At 50.4% G+C, this 24209-nt stretch carries 22 protein-coding genes, 1 tRNA gene and 1 pseudogene; 17 read left to right on the top strand and 7 right to left on the bottom strand.

Annotated elements, in window-relative coordinates; all coding sequences use genetic code 11:
- Positions 1-281 precede the first annotated feature (281 nt).
- Positions 282-357, bottom strand: a tRNA-Arg gene (locus HMPREF9370_RS04240).
- 279 nt (positions 358-636) lie between these two features.
- Here HMPREF9370_RS04240 and HMPREF9370_RS04235 point away from each other — a divergent pair.
- The 4 genes and pseudogenes from HMPREF9370_RS04235 to HMPREF9370_RS04215 all read left to right on the top strand — a co-directional run.
- Positions 637-1206 (top strand): annotated as a pseudogene (locus HMPREF9370_RS04235) (c-type cytochrome); the annotation flags it as partial.
- Positions 1207-1469: 263 nt separating this feature from the next.
- Positions 1470-2579, top strand: a complete 1110-nt coding sequence (locus tag HMPREF9370_RS04225; RefSeq protein ID WP_040666886.1) for an anhydro-N-acetylmuramic acid kinase — start codon at positions 1470-1472, stop codon at positions 2577-2579.
- Between the two features lie 176 nt (positions 2580-2755).
- Complete coding sequence (locus tag HMPREF9370_RS04220; protein ID WP_009116096.1) at positions 2756-5188, top strand: DNA translocase FtsK; 2433 nt, start codon at positions 2756-2758, stop codon at positions 5186-5188.
- Between the two features lie 181 nt (positions 5189-5369).
- Positions 5370-5882, top strand: coding sequence for an MliC family protein (locus HMPREF9370_RS04215; RefSeq protein ID WP_040666884.1), 513 nt, complete (start codon positions 5370-5372; stop codon positions 5880-5882).
- Between the two features lie 68 nt (positions 5883-5950).
- Here HMPREF9370_RS04215 and waaF read toward each other — a convergent pair whose 3' ends face one another.
- Together waaF and HMPREF9370_RS04205 are read right to left on the bottom strand one after the other, a co-directional pair.
- Positions 5951-6964, bottom strand: a complete 1014-nt coding sequence (waaF, locus tag HMPREF9370_RS04210) for a lipopolysaccharide heptosyltransferase II (protein WP_040667441.1) — start codon at positions 6962-6964, stop codon at positions 5951-5953.
- 73 nt (positions 6965-7037) lie between these two features.
- Positions 7038-7226: a zinc-finger domain-containing protein gene (locus HMPREF9370_RS04205; protein WP_009116093.1), complete on the bottom strand. Its 189-nt coding sequence runs from the start codon at positions 7224-7226 to the stop codon at positions 7038-7040.
- A 193-nt stretch (positions 7227-7419) separates the two neighbouring features.
- Between HMPREF9370_RS04205 and HMPREF9370_RS04200 the strand changes: the two genes are divergently transcribed.
- The 9 genes from HMPREF9370_RS04200 (at position 7420) to HMPREF9370_RS04160 (ending at position 14407) form a co-directional block, all read left to right on the top strand.
- Positions 7420-7761, top strand: coding sequence for a LapA family protein (locus tag HMPREF9370_RS04200; protein ID WP_040666883.1), 342 nt, complete (start codon positions 7420-7422; stop codon positions 7759-7761).
- On the top strand, positions 7761-8933 hold the full coding sequence (lapB, locus tag HMPREF9370_RS04195) for a lipopolysaccharide assembly protein LapB (protein WP_040667439.1): 1173 nt from the start codon (positions 7761-7763) through the stop codon (positions 8931-8933). Before HMPREF9370_RS04200 ends, lapB begins: the two co-directional genes overlap by 1 nt.
- 65 nt (positions 8934-8998) lie before the next feature.
- The gene (locus tag HMPREF9370_RS04190; RefSeq protein WP_050795375.1) at positions 8999-9481 is read left to right on the top strand and encodes a DMP19 family protein; all 483 of its coding nucleotides are present in this window, start codon (positions 8999-9001) and stop codon (positions 9479-9481) included.
- Between the two features lie 35 nt (positions 9482-9516).
- Positions 9517-10248, top strand: coding sequence for an orotidine-5'-phosphate decarboxylase (pyrF, locus tag HMPREF9370_RS04185; protein ID WP_009116089.1), 732 nt, complete (start codon positions 9517-9519; stop codon positions 10246-10248).
- Positions 10249-10292: 44 nt separating this feature from the next.
- A complete protein-coding gene (gene rfaE1 / locus HMPREF9370_RS04180) occupies positions 10293-11240 on the top strand; it encodes a D-glycero-beta-D-manno-heptose-7-phosphate kinase (protein ID WP_009116088.1) in 948 nt (315 codons plus the stop codon).
- Positions 11241-11385: 145 nt separating this feature from the next.
- Positions 11386-11787 carry a hypothetical protein gene (locus HMPREF9370_RS04175; RefSeq protein WP_009116086.1) on the top strand — a complete coding sequence of 134 codons (402 nt, stop codon included), beginning with the start codon at positions 11386-11388 and terminating at the stop codon, positions 11785-11787.
- Between the two features lie 191 nt (positions 11788-11978).
- Positions 11979-12983, top strand: a complete 1005-nt coding sequence (gene rfaD / locus HMPREF9370_RS04170) for an ADP-glyceromanno-heptose 6-epimerase (RefSeq protein ID WP_009116084.1) — start codon at positions 11979-11981, stop codon at positions 12981-12983.
- Between the two features lie 77 nt (positions 12984-13060).
- A complete protein-coding gene (gene rraA, locus HMPREF9370_RS04165; RefSeq protein ID WP_009116083.1) occupies positions 13061-13549 on the top strand; it encodes a ribonuclease E activity regulator RraA in 489 nt (162 codons plus the stop codon).
- Positions 13550-13981: 432 nt separating this feature from the next.
- Complete coding sequence (locus tag HMPREF9370_RS04160) at positions 13982-14407, top strand: hypothetical protein (RefSeq protein WP_009116082.1); 426 nt, start codon at positions 13982-13984, stop codon at positions 14405-14407.
- A gap of 76 nt (positions 14408-14483) precedes the next feature.
- On the opposite strand, the gene HMPREF9370_RS04155 is transcribed toward HMPREF9370_RS04160, so the two are convergent.
- The 4 genes from HMPREF9370_RS04155 to rimP form a co-directional block, all read right to left on the bottom strand.
- Positions 14484-15146: a YiaD family glycine zipper/OmpA-like lipoprotein gene (locus HMPREF9370_RS04155; protein WP_009116081.1), complete on the bottom strand. Its 663-nt coding sequence runs from the start codon at positions 15144-15146 to the stop codon at positions 14484-14486.
- Positions 15147-15425: 279 nt separating this feature from the next.
- Complete coding sequence (gene infB / locus HMPREF9370_RS04150; RefSeq protein WP_009116079.1) at positions 15426-18230, bottom strand: translation initiation factor IF-2; 2805 nt, start codon at positions 18228-18230, stop codon at positions 15426-15428.
- 10 nt (positions 18231-18240) lie between these two features.
- Positions 18241-19731 carry a transcription termination factor NusA gene (gene nusA / locus HMPREF9370_RS04145; RefSeq protein WP_009116078.1) on the bottom strand — a complete coding sequence of 497 codons (1491 nt, stop codon included), beginning with the start codon at positions 19729-19731 and terminating at the stop codon, positions 18241-18243.
- A 25-nt stretch (positions 19732-19756) separates the two neighbouring features.
- Positions 19757-20188: a ribosome maturation factor RimP gene (gene rimP, locus HMPREF9370_RS04140; protein ID WP_040667434.1), complete on the bottom strand. Its 432-nt coding sequence runs from the start codon at positions 20186-20188 to the stop codon at positions 19757-19759.
- A 229-nt stretch (positions 20189-20417) separates the two neighbouring features.
- On the opposite strand from rimP, the gene serC reads away from it, so the two are divergent.
- From serC to HMPREF9370_RS04120, 4 genes are all read left to right on the top strand, one after another.
- Positions 20418-21521 (top strand): 3-phosphoserine/phosphohydroxythreonine transaminase, encoded by a 1104-nt coding sequence (serC, locus tag HMPREF9370_RS04135; RefSeq protein WP_040666881.1) that lies wholly within the window; start codon positions 20418-20420, stop codon positions 21519-21521.
- A gap of 198 nt (positions 21522-21719) precedes the next feature.
- Entirely contained in the window at positions 21720-22235 is a 516-nt protein-coding gene (gene ybeY / locus HMPREF9370_RS04130; protein WP_009116075.1) for an rRNA maturation RNase YbeY, read from the top strand.
- A 1-nt stretch (position 22236) separates the two neighbouring features.
- Positions 22237-23067, top strand: a complete 831-nt coding sequence (locus tag HMPREF9370_RS04125) for a CorC family transporter (RefSeq protein ID WP_009116074.1) — start codon at positions 22237-22239, stop codon at positions 23065-23067.
- Between the two features lie 38 nt (positions 23068-23105).
- On the top strand, positions 23106-24176 hold the full coding sequence (locus tag HMPREF9370_RS04120) for a hypothetical protein (protein WP_009116073.1): 1071 nt from the start codon (positions 23106-23108) through the stop codon (positions 24174-24176).
- Positions 24177-24209 lie beyond the last annotated feature (33 nt).

Here is a 24209-nt window from a genome sequence, read left to right as displayed (position 1 = left end):
TTCAATCAATTGAAATAGCTGCTTGAGGTTTATTAAAAATTTAAAAAAGAATAAAGTTTGCGTAAGGTAGCGCAAATTATCGGTGAAATCAAGCGAAATTACAGGCTGTTTCAAAATAATTTAACAACAACCTTAAAGAAGACAATTTGTTAGAGATGGGCAACAAACAAGCCATCACAACACATTACAAGCCATCACAACACATTAATTGAACAAATCAAAAAACAGCCGCATTTCGTATAACGAGAATGTTTCGGCTGCTTTGATAATATTGAAAACTTTGGCGCACCCGACTGGGATCGAACCAGCGACCTTCAGCTTCGGAAACTGACGCTCTTCCAACTGAGCTACGGGTACAAGCGAGCCGATAAGATACCCGAAAAGCGGCACTTTGGCAAAATTTTCTGATGTTGTTTTGCATTTTTTACACAGCCTGTAACCAACTCAAACACCTCATCACCCAACTATAAATTTACCGTGTTAAAATAATTTTTAAATCTTTTTTGAGATAAGCCAAACTTAAATGATTGGAAAACACGCCCGAATTCAGTATAATCCAGCAAATTATTGTTAATACAATTTAACAAATTAATAAAATTTCGTCCAAAACGATATCTATCGGCGAGGCCAAAACACATGAACCATACAACCAAACAAAGTGTCCGCGGATCCACCTCTTTCACCCTGATCAGCGGCATTGTTATTCTTCTGGCTACCTTGTTTTTCTTAGTGCGCTTGGCAACCAGCGGCTACTTTAGTAATGTTGATGAAATGACGGCAGATGCTGTTGCGACGCGCATCATGCCTACCGGTAATGTTACCATGGGTGATGGTGTACCCGTGGGTATGCGCCAAGGTGACCGGATTTTCCAAAAAGTATGTATCCAATGCCACGCGACTGACAGCACCGTAGCCGGCGCACCGCGCATTACCAATACTGCGGACTGGGCTCCTCGCATTGCCAAAGGTTTCGATACTTTGTTCAGCCACGCCTTAAACGGCTTTAACAATATGCCTGCCAAAGGTGGCGCAAGCGATTTGACTGACGATGAATTGAAACGCGCCATTGCCTACATGACAAACGAATCCGGAGGTAAATTTGAAGCACCTGCTGTACCTGCTTCGGCAGCTTCCGATGCCGCTGCTTCAGGAGAAGCCCCTGCAGCTGCTGCTTCACCCGCTTCTCCGGCACAAGCTAGCGCGAAAAAATAATTTATCAATCTGCATAAAAAGCGTACCCCATCGGGTACGCCTTTTTGCTTAAATTTATATGCCGGAATATCCGATGGCAAATCAACCTGTTAAACTGCTTTTTATTATGAAGGGTATTGCAGCATATAAAGCCGTGGCAATCCCCGATACCCGATTATTCAATCGGATCATTCCACAATACCGTCTAAACTTAGCAGCGCAATGCCTGTCTGAAACTCGGTTTCAGACAGGCATTATCCAGTATGAACCGAGGTAGTATGAACAATTCCCACCAACTTTATATCGGCATTATGTCCGGCACCAGCATGGACGGTGCCGACGCCGTGCTAATTCGCATGAACGGCATGCAATGGCAGGCGGCTGAAGCTCATGCGTTCATACCCTATTCCTACCAATTAAAACAGTCTTTGCTCAACTTGCAAAACATCAGCGAAAACGAGCTGCATAAAAGCATGATACTTGCCCAAGAGCTCAGCTCACTCTACGCGGAAACGGTTCATACCCTCCTTAAAGAAACCGGCATTCCGGCACACGAAATTACCGCCATCGGCTGCCACGGTCAAACTGTACGGCATGCTCCGGAATCGGCATACAGTATCCAACTGGCCAACCTTTCTCAGCTTGCGGAACAAACCGGTATTTTTACCATTGGCGACTTCCGCAGCCGCGATTTGGCGGCAGGCGGCCAAGGTGCACCATTGGTGCCTGCTTTCCACGAAGCCGTGTTCAAATCCAATCAGGAAACTCGCGTGGTGTTGAACTTAGGCGGCATTGCCAACATCAGCGTATTGCCTGCCGATTCACGTGCATTTGGTTTTGACACCGGCCCCGGCAATATGCTGATGGACGCTTGGGTCGATTCCATTTGGCAACAAGCTTATGATGCCAATGGTGAAAAAGCGGCACAAGGCGCAATTCTGCCAGACTTACTAACCAAACTGCTTGCCCATCCCTACTTCCAGCTTCCTCCGCCCAAAAGTACCGGGCGCGAACTGTTTTCTCTAAATTGGCTACGCACATTTTTAAGCGGCCATGAAAACCCACACAATGTTTTGCGCACCTTAGTCGAATATACTGCGCAAAGCACCGCCTCAGCCATCGCACAATCCGCCCCTGATGCGCGCCAAGTGTACGTTGGCGGAGGAGGCATACGTAACACTTTGCTGGTCAACACGCTGCAAACCTGTTTGCAGCCGCACAACATAACGCTACACAGCACCGCCGAATTAAACCTTGACCCACAGTGGCTGGAAGCTGCCGCATTCGGCTGGCTCGCAGCCTGCTGGATTAACCGCACCCCCGGCAACCCGCATCACGCCACAGGAGCCCGCAAGCCCTGTATTTTGGGTGCCGGATACTATGCTTGATGCAACACAATCAACATTACCCATGCCTGTCTGAAACCCATATTTTCAGACAGGCATCGGCTTTCTCACTTTCCGGCGGATACTGTATAATTCACACTATTCATCTCTGAATAACACTATTCAAACAAACGGAATGTTCCGCTTCACAACATTCAGACAGGCATCAGCTTAACCTTATGGCAAACACATCACCTCAAAAATCTAAATCCCCTCACGGCAGAACAACACGCAAATCGCTTGCCACACCCAAGCCGCAAGCCGAAAAGCCATTGCCGAAAACCAAAATCGACATCAAGCCGCCCAAACGGCCCAAAGGCGTTGTAAACAATCAGGAAAAAAACAAACGCAACGAACACATTGCCAACTTGGTCGGCGATACACTCTGGCTGCTCGGTTTGGTAGCCGTAATTTATATTGCCGTATCGCTTTTGAGCTTTTCCATGATCGACCCTGCCTGGTCGCGCAGCGTGCCGGCCGCAGATGACGTGCGCAACATGGGCGGGCTTTTCGGCGCTTATTTTTCCGACATCAGTTATTATCTGTTCGGCCTTTCATTTTGGTGGTTTCTGATTGCCGGACTGGTTTTTCTGATAAAAAATTTCCGCCCTCTGCAAAAGCCCGAGCAAAAACCGTACAACACCGGCATTGCGCTGGCCGCCCTGATAGTGTTGCTGCTGTGCAGCCCTGTTTTGGAAGTGTTTATTTTGAAGGACGAATTAGCAGGAGAATTGCCCGTTGGTGCGGGCGGGCTGTTCGGTTCGTATATCGCATCAGGCATGAGCTGGCTGCTTGGCAACACCGGCAGCCTGTTGATTATGCTGGTGATTCTGCTGTTGGCGCTGTCTTTGCTGATTCAGGTTTCCTGGCTAGACATGATGGAAAAAACCGGCCAGAAAATGGAATGGGCATGGACGAAATTCCAGCGTAGGGAAAGCGGCTATATCGCCGAAATGCCCGACTCAAAAACCACCCGCCGCATGGTGCGCGAAGCCAAACAAATCACCGCAGAACCTGCACCTATGTTGGAAAACAGCAGCAGCAACCGCAAAGCCATGCCTGTTTCCGTAGCACCGCCAGTTCCCATACAAACCACGCTCTTCGACGATAAAGGCAAAGCCGCCGAGCCGCTGCCGCCCGGTGAATACGCCAAACCCAACCTGCATTTGCTCAGCACCCCGAAAAACGATGTGCCTCCGCCGAACCCCGAAGTGCTACAGCAAACCGCCGAACGCATCGAAGCCAAACTATTGGAATTCGGTATTGAAGTGCAGGTAGTCAGCGCTACCGCCGGCCCCGTGATTACCCGTTTTGAAATCGAGCCGGCGCAAGGCGTAAAAGGCAGCCAGATTGTGAACCTTTCCAAAGACTTGGCGCGTTCGCTTTCCATGCAGTCGGTTCGCGTGGTGGAAACCATCCCCGGCAAAAACACCATGGGCATCGAAATTCCCAACGAGCGCCGCCAAGAAGTGTTGCTGCAGGAAATCTTTTCTTCTTCCGTATTTAACGATGCCAAGTCCAAGCTTACCGTTGCTCTGGGTAAAGACATTGCCGGCGTGCCGGTAGTGGGCGACTTGGCCAAAATGCCCCATCTGCTGGTCGGCGGCATGACCGGTTCGGGCAAGTCGGTGGGTGTGAACGCCATGATTATGTCCATGCTGTTCAAGGCCACGCCCGACGAAGTACGCTTCATCATGATCGACCCGAAAATGCTCGAATTGAGCGTGTACGACGGCATCCCGCACCTGCTCTGCCCCGTGGTAACCGACATGCGCGAAGCCGGCCAGGCGCTCAACTGGTGCGTTACCGAAATGGAAAAACGCTACCGCCTGCTTTCCCATGCAGGCGTGCGCAATTTAGAAGGTTTCAATAAGAAAGTCGAAGAAACCAAAGCGGCAGGCAAACCGATTCCCAACCCGTTCAGCCTGAATCCGGACGACCCCGAACCGCTGGAAAAACTGCCGCTGATTGTGGTGGTAATTGACGAATTGGCCGATTTGATGATGACCGAACGCAAAGCCGTTGAGCAGCAAATCGCCCGCCTGGCGCAAAAAGCACGCGCAGCCGGCATCCACATGATTGTCGCCACCCAACGCCCGAGTGTGGACGTGATTACCGGCCTGATTAAAGCCAACATTCCAACCCGCATGGCCTTTACCGTTCAAAGCAAAATCGACAGCCGCACCATTCTCGACCAAATGGGCGCGGAAGATTTGCTCAAATACGGCGATTTGCTGTTTCTACAGCCCGGCAATGCCGAGCCGACCCGTTTGCAAGGCGCGTTTGTGTCCGACCACGAAGTGCATGAAGTGGTATCGCATATCAAACGCCAAGCGCCGGCCAACTATATCGAAGGTCTGCTTACCGGCGAAGCGGCTCTGGAAACCACCAATGTGGTCAACCCAAATGCCAACAGCGACGAATTGTTCGACCAAGCAGTGGCCTTTGTGTTGGAATCTCGCAAAACCTCGATCTCCTCCTTGCAACGCCATCTGCGAATCGGCTATAACCGTGCCGCCAATCTGGTTCAAGCGCTGGAAGAAGCCGGCGTGCTTTCCGAAGCCGATTCAAGCGGCGCACGAAAGATACTGGCACACAAAGACAACCTCTAAACCAATGCCTGCCTGAAACATCTTTCAGACAGGCATTTTTACATTATTCCGAATACCTATTAAATTCAAAACCATAAGCCACAATCAACTTATATCGCCGAATTTTACCGTTTATTCAAAGCATACACGATTGAACCTAACACCGTTCAAACAGTCAAACGCCCAAAGGAGAATGACCGTAATGAAATACAAAAATTTTGTAATGCCTCTACTACTCACGCTTGCCTTATCCGCATGTGGCTCAGGCCAGCCCGATAACGAGCTTTCCTCCTCCGAAGAGCAGGCACACATCGAGAGTGCTAGCGGCGCCTATGCAGATGCCTCCGAAGCACCGCCGCCCGATATGCTGCCCGATGATTACGCTTCAGGCGAAGCACCGCAAGACTACGACAACCTGATTCCCGCCGACGGCAACCGCACGGTAAGTTACCGCTCCGACAAAGGCGCCGCCACCGCCGTATACGACAACTCCGGCGAGATGCCCGTTGTCCGCCTAACTGTCGGCAACCAGCCCGAAACCGTGTTAAAACAAACCGATGCCCTGCCGCAAGGCGCTATTTATAGCAACGGCAGCATCACTTGGGAAACCGACGGTTCCTCCGCCAAACTCACCCAAGGCGGCTCCAGCACCAACTTCAAGGAAGCCCAGGCATCAGACCAAACCGCGGCTGCTTCTGCCGCATCAGGTAAATAGCCATTCCCTGCGAAAAACCATAACAAATGCCTGTCTGAAAACTTTCAGACAGGCATTTCACAATAAACTTACTGCGTATCTCTATGCGCCCGATTCCACACGATTTCCGGCGTCAAATTATTCAAACAATCCGTATGCCCCAGCGGGCATTCACGTTTGAAACAAGGCGAGCATGTCAAATTCAGACTTACTACTTGGGCTTTATCACTCAGCGGCGGCGTATGTTCGGGGCTTGAAGAGCCATATATAGCCAACAATTTGCACCCCAAAGCAGCCGCAAGGTGCATCAGCCCGCTGTCATTACAAATCACCGTATCAGCGCAGGCAAGCAAGTCTATCGCTTCCGACAAACTGGTTTTTCCGCACAAATTAGCGCAGATGCCGCCGCATAAGGCATTGATTTCTTCGCCGATATCAAAATCTTTTTGCGAACCGAAAATCCAAATTTGCCAACCTTCCTCTGCATAACGGCGTGCCAGCTCGGCAAAATGCTTGGGCGGCCAACGTTTGGCCGGGCCGTATTCCGCGCCAGGGCAGAACGCGAGCACGGGCTTTTCCATGTTCAAACCGTGAGCAGCCAGTGCGGCTTGCTGGCTTTCCGAGTCTATCTGAAATTGCGGATTATCGGAATGGCCGTTAAACGCCTCTTGCCTGGGATAAGCCAGCGAGGTATAGCGGTCGACCATTAAAGGCAGGTACTCTTTATTGAGCTTGCGAATATCGTTGAGTAACAAATAGCGCGACTCGCCCACATACCCGGTGCGCTGACAGATGCCGGTTGCCGCGGCAATCAGTGCAGACTTCAGCGAGCCCGGCAACACAATCACTTGATCATACCCTTGTTTACCCAACTCCCGTCCGACTTTCCAGCGTTTTTTCAACTCCAGCTCGCCGTGGCCGAACGGATTTTCAATAATGCGGCTCACTTCCGGCATCCGCTCAAACACCGCCATCGACCATTTCGGCGCAAACACGTCTATCACAGAGCCCGGGTAAAGCTTGAGCAGGCGGCGGAACAGCGGCTGCGTCATCACGCAATCGCCGATCCAGCTCGGAGAAATAATGAGGATTTTCTTAGACATATTCGTCATTTAATAGCCAATGCCTGTCTGAAGCAACAATGAGCGGCTTTCAGACAGGCATTGTTTCAATCATTTAATGATGACCTTTAATTTCACCGTCTAGCCGATAAACCGTGCCACAGTAAGGGCATTCTACCGTGCCGTTTGATTCGATGGGCAAAAACACGCGCGGATGGCCGTTCCAAGTTTCATTTTTCGGGCCGGAGCAATGCAGCGGCAAATCATGCGGGGTAATCACAACAGGTTCGCGGGTTTCGCTCATGATTGGTTCCTTAATCAGGTTATCGGGTTAGTTTTATGGCGGTTATTGTACGACATAAGTATGCAGTTGTGTATGCTCCGGGCAAAGTGATTACACATGATTTTTTATAGCCAATCCGCCATTAAAATTCGTATCAAAGCCTTAAATCGTTTAAACTAGCGGCAGAATGCGTCAACTCGACCCGGAGCGAATAATGAAATTTATTTCCTTAATTTTTAAAATTCTGATTCTTATCGTATTTTTAATTCTGGCTGTCAACAATCTTCAAAAAGTACCGTTTTTCTATCTGCCTGCGCAACAGATTGATCTGCCACTAATCGCCTTATTATTCAGCTTTTTCGTGATCGGTGCCGTGTTCGGCGTATTGGCCATGTTCGGCCGCCTGTTGACCCTGCGCAGCGAAAACAACCGCCTGCGTCGCGAAGTGGAAAAAACCGCACGTATAAGCGTGCAAGACTTATACGCGCCTCCCCCCCTGCCCCACAATCCCGCACCTGTTGCCGAAACCCATAAAAAAGAAGCGGAAACCAAATGATGGAAACCGAAACTTGGATCTGGCTGGTGCCGATTATTCTTTTGCCGGTATTTTTCGCGATGGGCTGGTTTGCCGCACGGATAGACATGAAAACCGTTTTGCGGCATGCCAAAAGCGTGCCCGCCGGATTTTACAAAAGCCTGGACGCCCTGGTTGACCGCAACACCGGGCAAGCTGCCCGCAACCTCGCCGAAGTGGTAGATTTACGCCCGGCAGACTCTTATGATTTAAGCCTTACCTTAGGCAAGCTTTACCGCCAGCGCGGCGAAAACGACAAAGCCATCGCCATGCACAAAGCTTTGCTGGATTCGCCCGACACGGTGGGCGAAAAGCGCGAGCGCGTGCTGTTCGAACTGGGCCAAGACTACCAAAACGCCGGCTTGGTTGACCGCGCCGAGCAGATTTTTCTGGAATTGCAGCAAAGCAATATGGCCAAACAGGCACACGAAAAACTGCTCAATATCTACCAGCAAGACCGCGATTGGGAAAAAGCCATTGCTATGGCCAAGCTGCTCAATCACGACGAGCTGACCTACCAATTCGAAATTTCCCAGTTTTATTGCGAAATGGCGCAGGCCGCTTTGTTTAAATCCGATTTCGACACCGCGCACCAACATGCCCAAGCCGCTTTGTCAGCCAATTCAAAATGCACCCGCGCCAATATGATTTTGGGCGACATCGAGCTCAAACGCGGCAACTACCGCGCCGCACTGGATGCCTATGCCGCCATCGAAAAGCAAAACCATGCCTACCTGAGCATGGTGGGCGAGCGGATTTACGATGCCTACGATGCACTTGGCAAACCCGAAGAAGGCCTGCATGTATTGGTGAGCTATGCCGAAGCGTTTCCGCAAGTGGATTTGATCAATGTGATTTATGAAAAATCACTGCTGCTTAAAGGCGAGAAAGCCGCCAATGAAACCGCAGTGGAAATCGTGCGCCGCAAGCCCGATTTAAACGGTGTGTACCGCCTGCTCGGCCTGCAAATCAGCGACATGAATCCCACTTGGAAAAGCGATGCCGATATGGTACGCAGCGTTATCGGCCGCCAATTGCAGAAAAACTGGATGTACCGCTGCCGCCACTGCCACTTCAAATCGCAAGCCTTTTTCTGGCATTGCCCCGCCTGCAACAAATGGGAAACGTTCACACCCAACAAAATTGAAGTTTGATACTGTTCAGACAGGCATTGCTTTTACGATGCCTGTCTGAACACCAACCCACAGCGCCGACCATCATGCTTGATTTAAACCCGCAATCCTACGATTCACCCGAACAATTCATCTACACGTTGGCCGACCGTTATTTCGCCTACCTAGAAACCCACGGCGATGCAGCAGCCGACCTGCTTACCGACGAGCAACACGCCTTGATGGCCTATGTTTATCTCGACAGCCAAGTGCAGGAAGGCGGCTTCGTGCAACTTATCGCTTCGGGCTACGGCGAATATGTGTTGCTCAACCCGCTTGCCGACAGCCTGCGCCGCTGGAAAATCAAACCCACCCCGAAAATCCTAGACCAAGCCAAAGCCCTTTATCTGAAACACGGCGGGGAAATTGAGCGCTTAAGTTCGGAAGGCGCCGGGGCGGACAGCTTACGGGCGCAATTTCCCGAATTTGAAGAGTTGGATGCCGATTACTACGACTGCGCCGAAGCCGACATGGCCGCAGCAGCCGAATACATTGCCCGTCACGCAGCCAAATTCAGCGCCTTACCATAATGCCTGTCTGAAAGCCATCATTTTAAGGATGCACCATGAACCCTTTAATCACCGATTTCACCCCGCCCGCTTCCCATTCGCCCGTGATTGTGGCGCTGGATTTTGCCAACGAAGCCGACACGCTTCATTTCGTGCGCAAGCTGGATCCCGCGCTCTGCCAGCTCAAAATCGGCAAAGAATTATTCACCTCCACCGGCCGAAGCTTAGCCGTAAAACTGATTAACCAAGGCTTCAAACTTTTTCTCGACTTGAAATACCACGACATTCCCAACACCGTTGCCCAAGCATGCAAAGTGGCCGCCGATATGGGTGTGTGGATGGTGGATATGCACGCTTCCGGCGGCCGCCGCATGATGGAAGCCGCCGCCGAAGCCGTGGCTAATCATAGCCACAAACCTTTGTTAATCGGCGTAACCGTACTGACCAGCATGGAACAAAGCGACCTGGCAGAAATCGGGCTTACACTGCCGGTGGAAGAATTGGTTGTGCGTTGGGCCAAACTCGCCCAAAGTTCGGGCTTAGACGGGGTGGTCTGCTCCGCGCTCGAAGCCGCCCCGCTGCGCACCGCTTTAGGCAGCAGTTTCGTGTTGGTTACCCCCGGCATCCGCCTCGACATCGCCGGCAATAACGACGACCAACGCCGCATCATGACACCGGCGCAAGCCCTCGCAGCAGGCTCCAGCTACCTCGTGATGGGCAGGCCGATTACCCAAGCGGCCGACCCCGTGGCCGTATTGCGCGAAATCAACACCCTGACCGCAGTATAAAACAATGCCTGTCTGAAAACATACGGAATGCAAGAAAGAACACCATGATTCTCTACGCAGAAACCCTGAGAAGCCGCTTAGCCAATGCCCGCGTTTTGGTGGTGGGCGACGTTATGCTCGACCGTTACTGGTTCGGCGACGTTTCCCGCATTTCCCCCGAAGCGCCCGTGCCCGTTGCCAAAATCGATAAAACCGACCAACGCGCAGGCGGCGCGGCCAACGTGGCGCGCAATATCGCCGCGCTGGGCGGGCAGGCCGCTTTGCTTTCCGTTACCGGAGACGACGAAGCCGCCGACAGCCTCGATATGCTGATGCAAAAATGGGGCGTATCCGCACATCTGCTGCGCGATACGGACATTTCCACCACAGTAAAACTGCGCGTTATCGCGCGCAACCAGCAGCTTATCCGCCTTGATTTTGAAGACAACCCCAATCACGAAATATTGTCGCAAGTGAAAGAGCAATATCAAGCGCTGTTGCCGCATTATGATCTGGTAATTCTTTCCGACTACGGCAAAGGCGGGCTTACCCATGTAACCACTTTTATCGATTGGGCGCGCGAAGCCGGCAAACCCGTATTGGTCGACCCCAAAGGCGATGACTATGAAAAATATGCAGGCGCCACCCTGCTTACACCCAACCGCGCGGAATTGAAAGAAGTGGTCGGCAGCTGGAAAGACGAAACCACGCTTACCGAAAAAGCCCAACAACTACGCCGCCGCCTCGGCTTAAACGCCCTGCTGCTTACCCGCAGCGAAGAAGGTATGACGCTCTTCCGCAACGGCGATCCGCACCACCAACCCACCCAAGCGCGCGAAGTTTATGATGTATCCGGCGCGGGCGACACCGTTATCGCCGGCATGGGCTTGGGTTTGGCCGCAGGTTTGGATTTACCCGAAGCCATGCAGCTGGCCAACATTGCCGCAGGCGTGGTGGTGGGCAAAGTCGGCACGGCCGTCTGCTCTTTTGAGGAGTTGGCAGAAGGTTTGTGATGCGCTATATGTACGTCGGAACACACAATATTCAGCATGCCGCCAGCACGGCAAAGCTTTTTTTGAATATCCGGCTGTGTTCAGGCGCTTTGGGAGAAACCGGTGCCTTTCGGCAGGCCCGAACCATAAAAAAGAGTGAGGAATCATGACCAAATATTACCGCACCCGCTTAGAGTTCACTTGGGACGACAGCCAATACAAAGACGGTGATTTTACTCCGCAAAAACTCGAACCCGTGGTAACCGAATGGTTGGCGCAACACGGTTTCGACCCGAACACTACGCACGATTTCGACGCCAGCGTCGACGAACCTTTTTCCTACGGTTTCACCGGCATGACGTCCGACCAGCTCATCGCCCTGCTCGTCCACATCGCATCCGCCTTTCCAGACGTTCATTTTTACGCACGCGGCGCCGGAGAATCTTTCGGCGACATGTGGCTGCGCGAATTTCACAAAGGCAAAACCATTTTTTCCGCAGGGCCTTATCAAACAGACAATCAGGAAATTGAAAAAAAACGCGGCTGGTTCGACCGCCTGTTCCGCTAAACCCAAGCACAATGCCTGTCTGAAAAACTTTCAGACAGGCATTCCAACCTTTCACAACATCCGCCCCATCGCCGCCCGTTTCATTCCAAATTCTTTTGTTATAATATCTCCGACAATCCAAAGAAACACTGCATATTCCACGCAACACTACACATTTTCAAACATCCGCCCGCAACATTAAGGAAACATCTATGACCATCATCGTAACCGGCGCCGCCGGCTTTATCGGCAGCAATATCGTAAAAGCGCTCAACGAGCGCGGCATTACCGACATCGTTGCCGTTGACAACCTCACGCGCGGCGAAAAATTTACCAATTTGGCCGACAGTGAAATCGCCCATTATCTCGACAAACACGAATTTATCCGCCAAGTGCGCGAACACATCCTGCCGTTTGACGACATCGAAGCCGTATTTCATGATGGTGCCTGTTCCGACACTATGGAACACAACGGCCACTATATGATGGAAAACAACTACCAATACAGCCTGGATTTGCTGGATTGGTGTCAAGACGAGCGCATCCCGTTTATCTACGCATCCAGCGCCGCCGTATACGGCAAAGGCGAAATCTTCCGCGAAGAGCGCGAACTGGAGCGCCCGCTCAATGTGTATGGCTATTCCAAATTCCTGTTTGACCAAGTTGTGCGCCGCCGCATGGCGGAAGGCCTCAAAGCCCAAGTAGCCGGCTTCCGCTATTTCAATGTTTACGGCCCCCGCGAACAACACAAAGGCCGTATGGCCTCAGTAGCCTTTCACCATTTCAACCAATACCGCGAACAAGGTTACGTTAACCTTTTCAGCGGCTACGACGGTTATGGCGACGGCGAGCAAAGCCGCGATTTCGTCAGCGTGGAAGATGTTGTTAAAGTGAACCTGTTTTTTTTAGACCACCCTGAAATTGTCGGCATCTTCAATCTCGGAACCGGTCGCAGCCAACTGTTTAACGACTTGGCCGCCGCCACCGTCAACGCCTGCCGCATCGCCGAAGGCAAGCCGGCAATGAGCTTGCAGGAATTGGTTAAAGAAGAATTGATACGCTACATCCCCTTCCCCGACGCACTCAAAGGCAAATACCAAAGCTTTACCGAAGCCGATATTTCCCGACTGCGCGAAGTGGGCTACGAAGAAGCCTTCTTTGATGTAAACGAGGGCGTCAGCCGCTACGTTTACTGGCTGCTTGAAAACAATCAATAACCCGACCACGCCTGTCTGAAACACATATATTTTCAGACAGGCATATTTTAAAAACCATAAAACAAAGGAGAAACACCATGAATCAAGAATTCAGCACCGCCGATTTAATCGACATCGCACCCGACACCCCATCATGCGAAACCCAGTTCCGCAGCTTCGGCAGAAGAACCCACTTCTGCGGTCGCGCACGCACCGTAAAATGCGACCGCGACAACGGCCTGATTAAGCAGCTGATGAACACCAATTCCGATGGAGAAGTGCTGATCATCGACGGCGGTGGCTCACTTGCCAGCGCCTTGATGGGCGACCTGATTGCCGGAGCCGGCGCTGCAAACGGCTGGGCAGGCGCTGTGATTTACGGCGTAATACGCGACAGCAGCGCTATCGGCTTGATGGATTTCGGTGTCAAAGCCTTGGGCACCAACCCGCGTAAGAGCGCCAAAGACTGCGCAGGAGAAGTGGATATACCGGTATCATTCGGCAACGTTACTTTCCGCCCCGGCGATTATGTTTATTGCGATGAAGACGGCGTTTTGGTATCTGAAACAGCGATAGAACCTGCTTGATGCAATTATCAAAACACCATAGTCAATCAATTTAAAAATAGTGGACTCGTCATACTCGGGCTTGACCCGAGTATCCCCAAGGTTATCGAATTGGCAAATATCCGGGGCAAACCGCTGTATGGCAGTCCTATTACTAAATAAGCAGACCCAACCGTATCCAATACATATTTTTTCAATTAAATACATTAAAATATATTTTCTTAATTTTTTTTACTTTAAACCAGCCCCAAACAACCTCCCATCAAAAAAGAAAACCGATTAAAAATCATACCTCTTGAGCTGTATCAAAAAGTTCTTAATATTGTATTTACCTAAAAATTACCTCATATTTAATTGTAAAGTTAATTAAAAAGTTGTTATAATTCCACCTGGGTTTCAGAGTATTTACTCTTATATATAATTAATAACCAAACACAAACAGGAAACATCATCATGAATATACTGGGATGGGAATACAGAAAAACCGATGGGCGCTACTGGTGGCTGCTCGGTACACTTGCTTTAATCGGCGGCATGGTCGGCATCCTTCCGATTATTGTTGCGCTTTCAATCAACCCCGGGGTACAGGCTGCCCGCAATCCTGATATGCTGATTAGTTTGGCCTTAATGGGTTGGCGCTTCGGCTTCCTACCATCAGTGCTCACGTGGGCTGTGTTATTTATTATGGATTTGAAGCGCGGCGTTTTCGGCACGCTCATCACCATGATTACCGCCGCATTCACTTCCCTGCTTACCGGATGGCTGATTTACGAGTTGAGCTTTATGCAAGGTTTGTTAGCCGGTTTATGCGGCGCATTTGCAGGCTGGGCTTTTTCCTTATGCCTGCCTGACCACCCGAAGAAAAAAAGCAACTTCTAAAGCTTAATCAGTTCTTAACGTCAAAAATGCCTGTCTGCAATTTCAGACAGGCATTTTGTTTAATTCAAACAGATAACTATTTACCCGCATTAGCAGTCGGATTAATCAGAATTTCGACCCGGCGGTTTTGCGCTTTACCCGCTGCGGTATCATTGCCGGCAACAGGCTGGCGCGAACCATAACCAATCGTGCTCAATCGCGAACCCGCTACACCGCGCTGAACCAGATAATCCGCCACTGAACGGGCACGCCGTTCAGACAGGGGTTGGTTAATCGCATCATTCCCGCTGCTGTCGGTGTGGCCTGCCACGGTAATCGTGGTTTCAGGATATTGCACCAAAGTTTCGGCCGCTTTGTTCAAAGAATCCATAGCCGCACCGCTCAAAGTCGCGCTGTTGGTGTCAAACGTTACCGCGCTCGGCATAGTCAGCTTGATTTGGTTGCCTTCGCGGGAAACCTGTACCTCGCTGTTTTTCAGGCTCTCGCGCAATTTGGCTTCCTGATAGTCCATATAGCCGCCCACACCGGCACCCACCGCACCACAGGCCAAAGCCGCATTACGCGCACCTTTGCCGCCATGGGTAATCGCACCGATCGCACCGCACGCAGCCGCGCCGCCCAAACCATACATGGCGGTTTTGCTTACCTTTTGCTGGCCGGTGGTAGGATCAGTAACACAGCCGGTCAAAGACATAGCGGAAGCCGCCGCTAACACAGTTAAAGTTTTCATCATGTTCATTTTACGATGTCCTTTCAGGAGGGAGGGATGTGAACAAATTTACATACATTACTGTTTTTATTATCCGACAAAATACTTTTCTCAAAGTTTCTTTAACAAGATATTACGTTTGGATACCGCTCAACCCGTTTTCCCTCCGCTTGCCGCAATATCGTGTGCCATTTTGCAGCAAAATTACCCGCGGCTCTTCTATGGCAAACAATCGGAAATACCCGTTCAAACCAATAAAAATGCCTGTCTGAAACTTTTTCAGACAGGCATTCCAAGATACTTGAGGCGTTACAGAGTACGCGCCACTTCTACAATGTCAAACACTTCCAGCTGGTCGCCTTCCATGATGTCATTATAGTTTTTCAGCATCAAGCCGCATTCAAAGCCCATGCGCACTTCTTTCACATCGTCTTTGAAGCGTTTTAAAGATGCCAGCTCGCCGGTATGGATAACCACATTGTTACGGATCAGACGGACATGCGAATCGCGTTTTACTACGCCGTCGGTTACCATACAGCCGGCAATATTGCCCACTTTCGATACCGAAATCACCTGGCGGATTTCCACCGTGCCCGTTACCTGCTCTTTCTCTTCCGGAGCCAACATGCCGCTCATGGCCGCTTTCACATCATCGATGGCATCATAGATGATGTTGTAGTAACGGATTTCCACATCTTCGGTTTCCGCCAACTTGCGCGCAGAAGCATCGGCGCGCACGTTAAAGCCGATAATAAATGCGCCGGAAGCAATCGCCAAGTTCACATCGCTTTCAGTAATGCCGCCCACACCGCTGTGCAATACGTTCACTTTCACCTCGTCGGTGGAAAGTTTCTGCAAGCTGCCCGCAAGCGCTTCGTAAGAGCCTTGCACGTCGGCCTTGATAATCACAGAAAGGTTTTGTGCCTGGCCTTCGCCCATGTTGTTGAACATATTTTCCAACTTGGCGGCTTGCTGTTTGGCCAAACGCACGTCGCGGTATTTGCCTTGGCGGAACAGTGCGATTTCGCGGGCTTTTTTCTCGTCGGCAAGCACCATCGCGTCTTCGCCCGCATTCGGCACGTCCGACAAACCGAGAATTTCCACCGGAATGGAAGGCCCTGCTTCTTCAATCGGCTTTCCGTTCTCGTCAATCATGGCGCGCACTTTACCGAAAGCCGTACCGGCCAACAGCATATCGCCTTTTCTCAAAGTACCGCTTTGTACCAGCAAGGTGGCTACCGCACCGCGGCCTTTATCCAAACGTGCTTCCACAATAATACCTTTGGCAGGTGCGTCAACCGGAGCTTGTAGCTCCAATACTTCAGCTTCCAGCAACACCGCTTCCAACAGCGCATCAATATTGATGCCTTGTTTGGCAGATACGTCCACAAATTGGGTCGTGCCGCCCCAAGAATCGGGAATAACCTCGTAGTTGGTCAATTCCTGACGGATGCGCTCCGGGTTCGCGGTGTCTTTATCGATTTTGTTCACAGCCACCACAATCGGCACGCCCGCTGCTTTTGCATGGGCAATCGCCTCAATGGTTTGCGGCATCACGCCGTCGTCGGCAGCTACAACCAGAATCACGATGTCGGTTGCCTGGGCACCGCGCGCACGCATTGCGGTAAACGCTTCGTGACCTGGAGTATCCAAGAAAGTAATCACACCGCGCGGTGTTTCCACATGGTAGGCACCGATATGTTGGGTAATGCCGCCGGCCTCACCCTGCACCACTTTAGCGCGACGGATGTAGTCAAGCAGCGAGGTTTTACCGTGGTCGACGTGACCCATCACGGTAACCACGGGCGGACGCGGTAATTTTTCGGCTTCAACAAGCTCCGCACCTTCTTCCAAGAAAGCTTCCGGATCGTCCGCAGCAGCAGGTTTGCCGATGTGGCCCATTTCTTCTACCACAATCAGCGCGGTTTCTTGGTCAAGCGATTGGTTGATGGTTACCATCATGCCCATTTTCATCAGGGCTTTAACCACTTCCACACCTTTTACAGCCATTTTGTGCGCCAAATCGGCCACGGTAATGGTTTCAGGCACCAAAACCTCATGCACCACCGGCTCGGTAGGCGCGGTAAAGGCGTGTTGGTTCGGCTCAAGCTTGAGTTTCTTGCCTTTTTTACCGCCGCCGCGCACGCGCTCTTCATTGCCGTGCGCCGCATTGCGGTCTTTGCCCTTGCCTTTGCCTTTCGCGCCGCGTGACTGCATATCACCATCATCACGGTTGCGGCGGTCTTCCTTCTTGCGGCTGCCGCTGCTCGGATTCACATCTTCCGCTCCGCGGTCTTTGGCCTTAGCCGAAGGGCTGCCTGAAACGGCCAACGGCTTTTTCTCTGACGGTTTGGCAGAACGTTGCTCGTCGGCACGCGCTTTTTGTGCGGCCCGCGCCTCTTCCTGAGCCTGCTTTTTCGCTTCTTCACGGCGCTGCTGACGCTCTTGACGCTCTTGTTTTTCACGTAAAAGCGCCTCTTGATGCGCACGCAGGGCAGCCGCACGGCGGGCTTCTTCATCCCGCGCAGCCTGCTCCGCAGCACTAACTACTTCCACAGGCTTAGGCAGAGGGGCGTTCTTTTTGTCTTTCCCTTTTTTCGCCGGTTTTTCGAATTTCGGTGCTTCCTCAACCGGAGCGGCCTGTTGCTCTTTTGCTGCTTCGGCTTTTACCTGCTCTTCAGCCTTTTGTTTGGCTTCTTCTGCAAGTTTTTTAGCCTCTGCTTCTGCTTTGGCTTTTTCTTCTGCTTCCGCCTCTGCTTCCGCTCGGGCTTGCTGCTCGGCTGCTGCTTCTTCCGCGGCTTTTTGCTGCTGAGCTTTAGCCTGAACCACCAATTCTTCAGGCGAAGGCACAACAACTTTGCGGCTGCGGCGGCGCGTTTCTACCTGCACGCCGTCAATAGTGCTGCGTTCGGTTTTTTTGCGGGCAATGCTGATTGTGCTGCTTTGCGTATCATGGCTTTGCTTCAGATAGGCAAGCAATAAAGCTTTATCGTCGGCAGTAATTTCATCGCTGCCTGATAATTTGGCAACACCGGCACTTTTCAGTTGTTTCAGCAGCTCTTCCACCGGTTTTTTCAGATCTGCTGCAAATTGTTCTACGGTACTGTTACTCATGCCTTACCTCTCATTTATTTTCTTCTTCGAACCAGTGGGCGCGGGCAGCCATAATCACTTTTTCAGCTTCTTCTTTGCTGACGCCGGTAATTTCGATTAATTCGTCAATAGCCAATTCTGCCAAGCCGTCGCGGTCGATAATGCCGGCTTGAGCCAAATCACGCAGCATATCTTGATCCACACCTTCCAGCGTTTTCAGATCTTCTGCGATTTCTTCCAATTTTTCCTCGGAAGCAATGGCCAACGTGAGGATGGCATCGCGGGCGCGATTGCGCAAAGTGTCAACCGTGGCTTCATCAAAGCCGATTTCCACCAATTCTTCCGCCGGCACATAGGCCACTTCCTCCAAAGTTGAGAAGCCTTCTTGAACCAATGCATCAGCGGTATCTTCATCCACGTTCAGATGCTGAACAAATAAGTTACGGATAGCTGCATCTTCCGCGGCATGGCGCTCTTCCGCTTCTTGAACAGTCATAATGTTCAGCTGCCAGTTGGTCAAATCGGCTGCAAGGCGCACGTTTTGTCCGCCGCGTCCGATAGCAAGCGCTAGTTGGTCTTCAGCCACCACCACATCAACCGCGTGCTTGTCTTCATCAATCAGAATGCGGGTTACTTCAGCCGGAGAAAGCGCATTAATCACAAACTGCGCAGTTTCGGGCGACCACAACACCACATCAATGCGCTCGCCATTAAGCTCATTGCTTACAGCGTTAATACGCGAACCCCGCACACCGATACAGGTGCCTTGAGGGTCGATACGTTGGTCGTTTGATTTAACTGCGATTTTCGCGCGTTGGCCCGGATCACGGGCAGCCTCTTTGATTTCCAAAAGGCCGTCGGCAATTTCAGGCACTTCCTGTTCAAACAATTTAACCAAGAATTCACGTGAAGTACGGCTCAGAATCACTTGTTTGCGCGAACCTTGTTCGTCTACACGTAAAAACAACGCGCGGATGCGGTCTCCGTTACGGTAGTTTTCGCGCGGGATCATTTGGTCCCGCGGAATCAGAGCATCAAGTTTGCCGATTTCAACAATAAGTCCGTGGCGCTCAATACGTTTCACTGTACCCATAACAATGTCTTCTTTGCGCTCCAAGAATTCATTCAGGATTTTCTCGCGCTCGGCATCACGGATACGTTGGAGAATAATTTGTTTGGCTGTTTGTGCAGCTTGACGGCCAAAAGCTTCGTTTGGCAGTTGTTCTTCGTAATATTCGCCGATCTGAATGGTTGTGCCCGGGATTTCTTCCTGAATTTCTTCAATGGTCTTTTCGGTATCCGGATAGGTGTAATCTTCATCCGCCACGATTAACCAGCGGCGGTAAGTAGAATATTCACCGGTATCCCGGTTGATTTCCACACGCACATCCATATGCTCGCGCTCGGATTTTTTCTTGGCGGCGGTGCCTAATGCAAACTCCAGCGCATCAAACACCACATCCGGATCTACGTTTTTCTCGCTGGCAAGTGCTTCGGCCAATTGCAACATTTCGCGACTCATGGTCAAACTCCTGATTGATTTGATTTTAAAATTTGAATTCGGGTTTCAGGCGGGCTTTGTCGATATTGGATAGAGCCAATTCAACGGTTTTACCGTCGAAGGAAATGCGCACGATATCATCCTTGCAGCCCTCGATGTGTCCGATAAAGTTTTTCTGTCCGTCAACCGGCAGGCGGGTTTTGATTCTTGCCTGCTCTCCGACAAAGCGCTCAAAATCGGCAGCTTTTTTCAGGGGGCGGTCAAGACCCGGGCTGGAAATTTCCAGATTTTTATAGTCGATGTCTTCCACCATAAACACGCGGCTCAAATGATTGCTCACGGTTGCGCAGTCTTCCACCGTTATGCCGCCTTCTTTATCGATAAATACACGCAAAGTGCCTTGGGCAGTCAGCTCGAAGTCCACCACTTCATAGCCTAAGCCGGGCAGGGTTTTCTCAAGAATGCTTTGAATATCCAAATTCCGCTCCGTAAAAAACAAAAAATGGCCCTGTGGCCATTCTTCATATAACTGAAAAATTTTGTGGATTATAAACCTTTTATTCATAAAAGAAAAGTGTTTGTTTTAATCGCTTTATCTAGGTTTCAGACAGGCATTATTATCCTTGCACAAAGAGTGCGCCGAGACTAGAATTAGCAGCTTAATTCTCAAATTTCATTATAAATACCAACAAGATAAGGTTTTCACTATGGCCAACCGCACCGTCTACAATTTCTCCTCCGGCCCCGGCACACTGCCCGAAGCCGTTTTGCGCACGGCCCAGCACGAGATGCTGGATTATAACGGCACAGGCATGTCGGTGATGACGATGAGCCACCGTTCCGACATGTTTATGGGCATCCTGCATCATGCGGAACAGGATTTGCGCGGGCTGCTTGCGATTCCTGACAACTATAAAGTGCTGTTTCTACAAGGCGGCGCCAATGCGCAATTCAATATGGTGGTCATGAACTTTGCCAATGGCTTCAAGCGCGTGGATTCGGTGGTAACGGGCAATTGGTCGGCTACCTCGCATTCCCAAATGGGCAAACTTTCTGATGTAGACATTCATCTGGCGGCAGACGGCAAGCCGTCCGGCTACACGGCTTTACCAGGTGTTGAAGAATGGGATATTGATGCCGGCTCGGCTTTTGTGCATTTTGTGAGCAATGAAACCGCCAATGGCCTGCAATACCGCACCATGCCGAAGCTGACCTCAGGCATGCCGCCTTTGGTTTGCGATATGTCGAGCGAGATTCTTTCGCGCAAAATCAATGTGGCCGATTTCGGCGTGATTTACGCAGGTGCGCAAAAAAACATCGGCCCGTCGGGCGTAACTGTGGTGATTATCCGAGAAGATTTGCTGGAACGCTGCTCCGACCGCGTGCCGAACGTGTGGAACTACAAAGCACATATCAACAAACAAGGCATGTACAACACGCCCGCCACTTATCCGATTTACATTGCCGGTTTGACGTTCCGCTGGCTGCAAACACAAGGCGGCCTAAAAAAGATGGAGGCTTTAAATGATTTGAAAGCCGAAACCCTTTATTCCGCCATTGATAACAGCGGCGGCTTCTACACCAATAATATCCACCCGGATGCGCGCTCAAAAATGAATGTGGTCTTTTCAACAGGCAATGTCGATTTAGATAAACGCTTTGCCCTCGAAGCATCTTTCCAGGGCTTGGAATTTCTGAGCGGCTACAAAAGCGTGGGCGGTATGCGCGCCAGTATTTACAATGCCATGCCGCTAGAAGGTGTGGCGGCTTTGATTGACTTTATGGCTGAATTCCAACTCCGTTACGGTTAATGTCTTACCATACTGCCACACCAAATTAAAAGCCATAGCCGAAAACTTATAGCTCCTCTTCAGGAGCTTCACAATGCCTGTCTGAACATCTTTCAGACAGGCATGTCATTGATGAACGGGACCACATAATTGATTCATTACCCTACCCGAGATATTGCTATAATGCCTGTCTGAAAACATTTCAATCTATATTCAATAATGAAACAAGCCAAACGCTACCCTTTTTTAAAACTGCAACACACCCGCCTATCTTTCTACTTTGAAGACCAATCCGGTTTTTCCCCGCTGCCTGCCGAACATAAATTCCGGCAATGGATATGGCATGCCCTTAAAAACGAATACCGCCGTGCCGACATCAGCCTGATTCTGCTCGACGAAGAAGACGCACGCGCCTACAACCGCGACTACCGGGGCAAAGATTACGCCACCAACGTATTGAGTTTTGCGCTTGACGAAGGCGAAACCGTGCTTGCGCAAAACCCCGACACCCTCAGCGGCGACCTTATAATCTGCCCGCAAGTCGTTGCCAAAGAAGCCGCAGAACAGGGCAAAACGCTGGAAGCACATTTCGCCCATCTTACCCTACACGGCACATTGCATTTGATGGGCTATGACCATATTTCCGAAGAAGAAGCCGAAATTATGGAATCACTTGAAATTAAACTGTTAAATCAGTTAGCATACCCAAACCCTTACCAACAGGACAAAATCTGACATGGAAGACCCGTCGAAGCCCAATTTTTTTGAACGCCTCATCAACCGCATCACCAACGATGCGCCAGAATCCGCTGAAGAAGTTGTCGATATCCTGCGTCAGGCGCACGACCGCAAAGTATACGATGCCGAAACCTTACAACGACTCGAAAAAATATTGGATTTCAATGAGCTGGAAGTGCGCGACGCCATGATTACGCGCGCCCAAATGAATGTCATCAAATCGGGCGACAGCTTGGAGCGCATCGTAGCCTACATCATCGAAACCGCTCATTCCCGCTTTCCCGTTATCAGTGAAGACAAAGACAATGTTTTGGGCATTCTGCACGCCAAAGACCTGCTGAGATATGCGTTCAGCAACGAATATTTCAATTTAGAAAGCATTCTGCGCCCAGCAGTGTTCGTACCCGAAGGCATGCCGCTGAACATGCTGCTCAAAGCCTTCCGCGAGCAACGCAACCACATGGCCGTGGTTATCGACGAATACGGCGGCGTATCGGGGCTGGTTACGTTTGAAGACCTGATTGAAGAAATCCTCGGCGATATCGAAGACGAATTCGACGAAGACGACAGCGCCGACAACATTTTCGCCGTGTCCGAAGGCCGCTGGCGCATCAATGCGTTTACCGAAGTGGAAGACATCAACGACTATTTCGGCACCGACTATGACGACGAAGAAGCCGACACCATCGGCGGCTTGGTTATTCAAGAATTGGGGCGTTTGCCGGTGCGCGGCGAAAAAGTCACTCTGGGCAAGCTGCAATTTACCGTAGCCCGCGCCGACAACCGCAGGCTGCACACATTAATGGCAACTAAAATTAGAGAAGAATAAATCTTTACAATCTACATAATTTACCGGAGGAATAATATATGGGTGAAAAAATTCGTGGAAAGTTAAAATCCATTTACGGCGGTAGAGCGGCAGCAGGAAGGGACAGGCTTCCCTTATCAGTATTGAAAGGCATGACTCCCGAACAACACTGCCAACAAGAAATTAAAAAATCATCCGGGAAAGGCTATTTCAAAAAACAATCACCCGGTGAGGACGTATGCATGCTACCCGGAGGTTATTTTTCAGGGGGAAACTTGGAAGGTGTTTTCAGCTATTACTATGATACTTATGAAAAAATTGAATTAAACTCAGAAACCACAGCGACTCTGCCTAAAAATCGGACGCGCACTACAATTGGCGTAGGCGAAGAAGTAACAATCTATTCTAACACTCCCGTGAAATGGCAGGTCAATACAAGCTTAATCAACTCGTCTGTTCCACAGGGACTATCCAACCGGTTCACTTTTACGGCACTTGATAAAGCCGGTTCGGTAACCATCACTGCGAAGCATGATTATGATGAAGAAAGCATTACATTTTCAATTATAGAACCTAAAGAAGTAAAATTTAAATTAGCCAAAAAAGTACATATTAAAGATGTGATGGGCACCGGCTTTACAGCCGATATGTTTATATTACCCAATACCGTAAACTTCAGCGCCCTGCAATTCCGTGAATTAGAAAGCTACGCTCGGGGCAGCGGCATACTTTCCGATGCAACCGGTCAGCCTCACGGCGACTACAAAGATGGCGGGAGCGAGTGGCTGAAATGTTTTTACAGCAACGGCAAGCCAAACTATCTAAACGGAACAGATTTAGCCTATGGCGGAAGAAACGATTACCCTGTTCCTTTACCGTTGCCGGAAAGCGGAAATGTTACTTTTTTTATTTACTATGAATGGAAATTAGGCAAACAAGGCCGCCCTAAAAAAATAAATTCCGCCGTTATTCAAACCACCCGCATTCAAACGAATGGCTATATTACAACAAGGAAAAATGATCAGTATATAACTTCTTATTATAAAGATCCCACTATAAACCCGCCAAATCCAATCCCTGCCCCTAAACCCATTCCGAAGAATCAATGGAACAAGCCCAAACAGAAATAATGAAATGAAAATAAACGGTATACCTATGTAAAA

It is taken from the genome of Neisseria wadsworthii 9715 (assembly GCF_000227765.1).
Lineage (GTDB): Bacteria > Pseudomonadota > Gammaproteobacteria > Burkholderiales > Neisseriaceae > Neisseria > Neisseria wadsworthii.
This window is presented reverse-complemented; position numbering and strand designations above follow the sequence as displayed.

Bases quoted from the DNA above. Each gene is read 5' to 3' on its own strand.
- HMPREF9370_RS04175 (WP_009116086.1), top strand. From the start codon at position 11,386: ATGACCAAATATTACCGCACCCGCTTAGAGTTCACTTGGGACGACAGC.
- HMPREF9370_RS04225 (WP_040666886.1), top strand. From the start codon at position 1,470: ATGAACAATTCCCACCAACTTTATATCGGCATTATGTCCGGCACCAGC.
- nusA (WP_009116078.1), bottom strand. From the start codon at position 19,731: ATGAGTCGCGAAATGTTGCAATTGGCCGAAGCACTTGCCAGCGAGAAA.
- serC (WP_040666881.1), top strand. From the start codon at position 20,418: ATGGCCAACCGCACCGTCTACAATTTCTCCTCCGGCCCCGGCACACTG.
- pyrF (WP_009116089.1), top strand. From the start codon at position 9,517: ATGAACCCTTTAATCACCGATTTCACCCCGCCCGCTTCCCATTCGCCC.
- HMPREF9370_RS04160 (WP_009116082.1), top strand. From the start codon at position 13,982: ATGAATATACTGGGATGGGAATACAGAAAAACCGATGGGCGCTACTGG.
- HMPREF9370_RS04190 (WP_050795375.1), top strand. From the start codon at position 8,999: ATGCTTGATTTAAACCCGCAATCCTACGATTCACCCGAACAATTCATC.
- HMPREF9370_RS04200 (WP_040666883.1), top strand. From the start codon at position 7,420: ATGAAATTTATTTCCTTAATTTTTAAAATTCTGATTCTTATCGTATTT.
- lapB (WP_040667439.1), top strand. From the start codon at position 7,761: ATGGAAACCGAAACTTGGATCTGGCTGGTGCCGATTATTCTTTTGCCG.
- waaF (WP_040667441.1), bottom strand. From the start codon at position 6,964: ATGTCTAAGAAAATCCTCATTATTTCTCCGAGCTGGATCGGCGATTGC.
- rfaD (WP_009116084.1), top strand. From the start codon at position 11,979: ATGACCATCATCGTAACCGGCGCCGCCGGCTTTATCGGCAGCAATATC.
- HMPREF9370_RS04205 (WP_009116093.1), bottom strand. From the start codon at position 7,226: ATGAGCGAAACCCGCGAACCTGTTGTGATTACCCCGCATGATTTGCCG.
- HMPREF9370_RS04215 (WP_040666884.1), top strand. From the start codon at position 5,370: ATGAAATACAAAAATTTTGTAATGCCTCTACTACTCACGCTTGCCTTA.
- rfaE1 (WP_009116088.1), top strand. From the start codon at position 10,293: ATGATTCTCTACGCAGAAACCCTGAGAAGCCGCTTAGCCAATGCCCGC.
- HMPREF9370_RS04220 (WP_009116096.1), top strand. From the start codon at position 2,756: ATGGCAAACACATCACCTCAAAAATCTAAATCCCCTCACGGCAGAACA.
- rraA (WP_009116083.1), top strand. From the start codon at position 13,061: ATGAATCAAGAATTCAGCACCGCCGATTTAATCGACATCGCACCCGAC.
- HMPREF9370_RS04155 (WP_009116081.1), bottom strand. From the start codon at position 15,146: ATGAACATGATGAAAACTTTAACTGTGTTAGCGGCGGCTTCCGCTATG.
- HMPREF9370_RS04120 (WP_009116073.1), top strand. From the start codon at position 23,106: ATGGGTGAAAAAATTCGTGGAAAGTTAAAATCCATTTACGGCGGTAGA.
- HMPREF9370_RS04125 (WP_009116074.1), top strand. From the start codon at position 22,237: ATGGAAGACCCGTCGAAGCCCAATTTTTTTGAACGCCTCATCAACCGC.
- infB (WP_009116079.1), bottom strand. From the start codon at position 18,230: ATGAGTAACAGTACCGTAGAACAATTTGCAGCAGATCTGAAAAAACCG.
- ybeY (WP_009116075.1), top strand. From the start codon at position 21,720: ATGAAACAAGCCAAACGCTACCCTTTTTTAAAACTGCAACACACCCGC.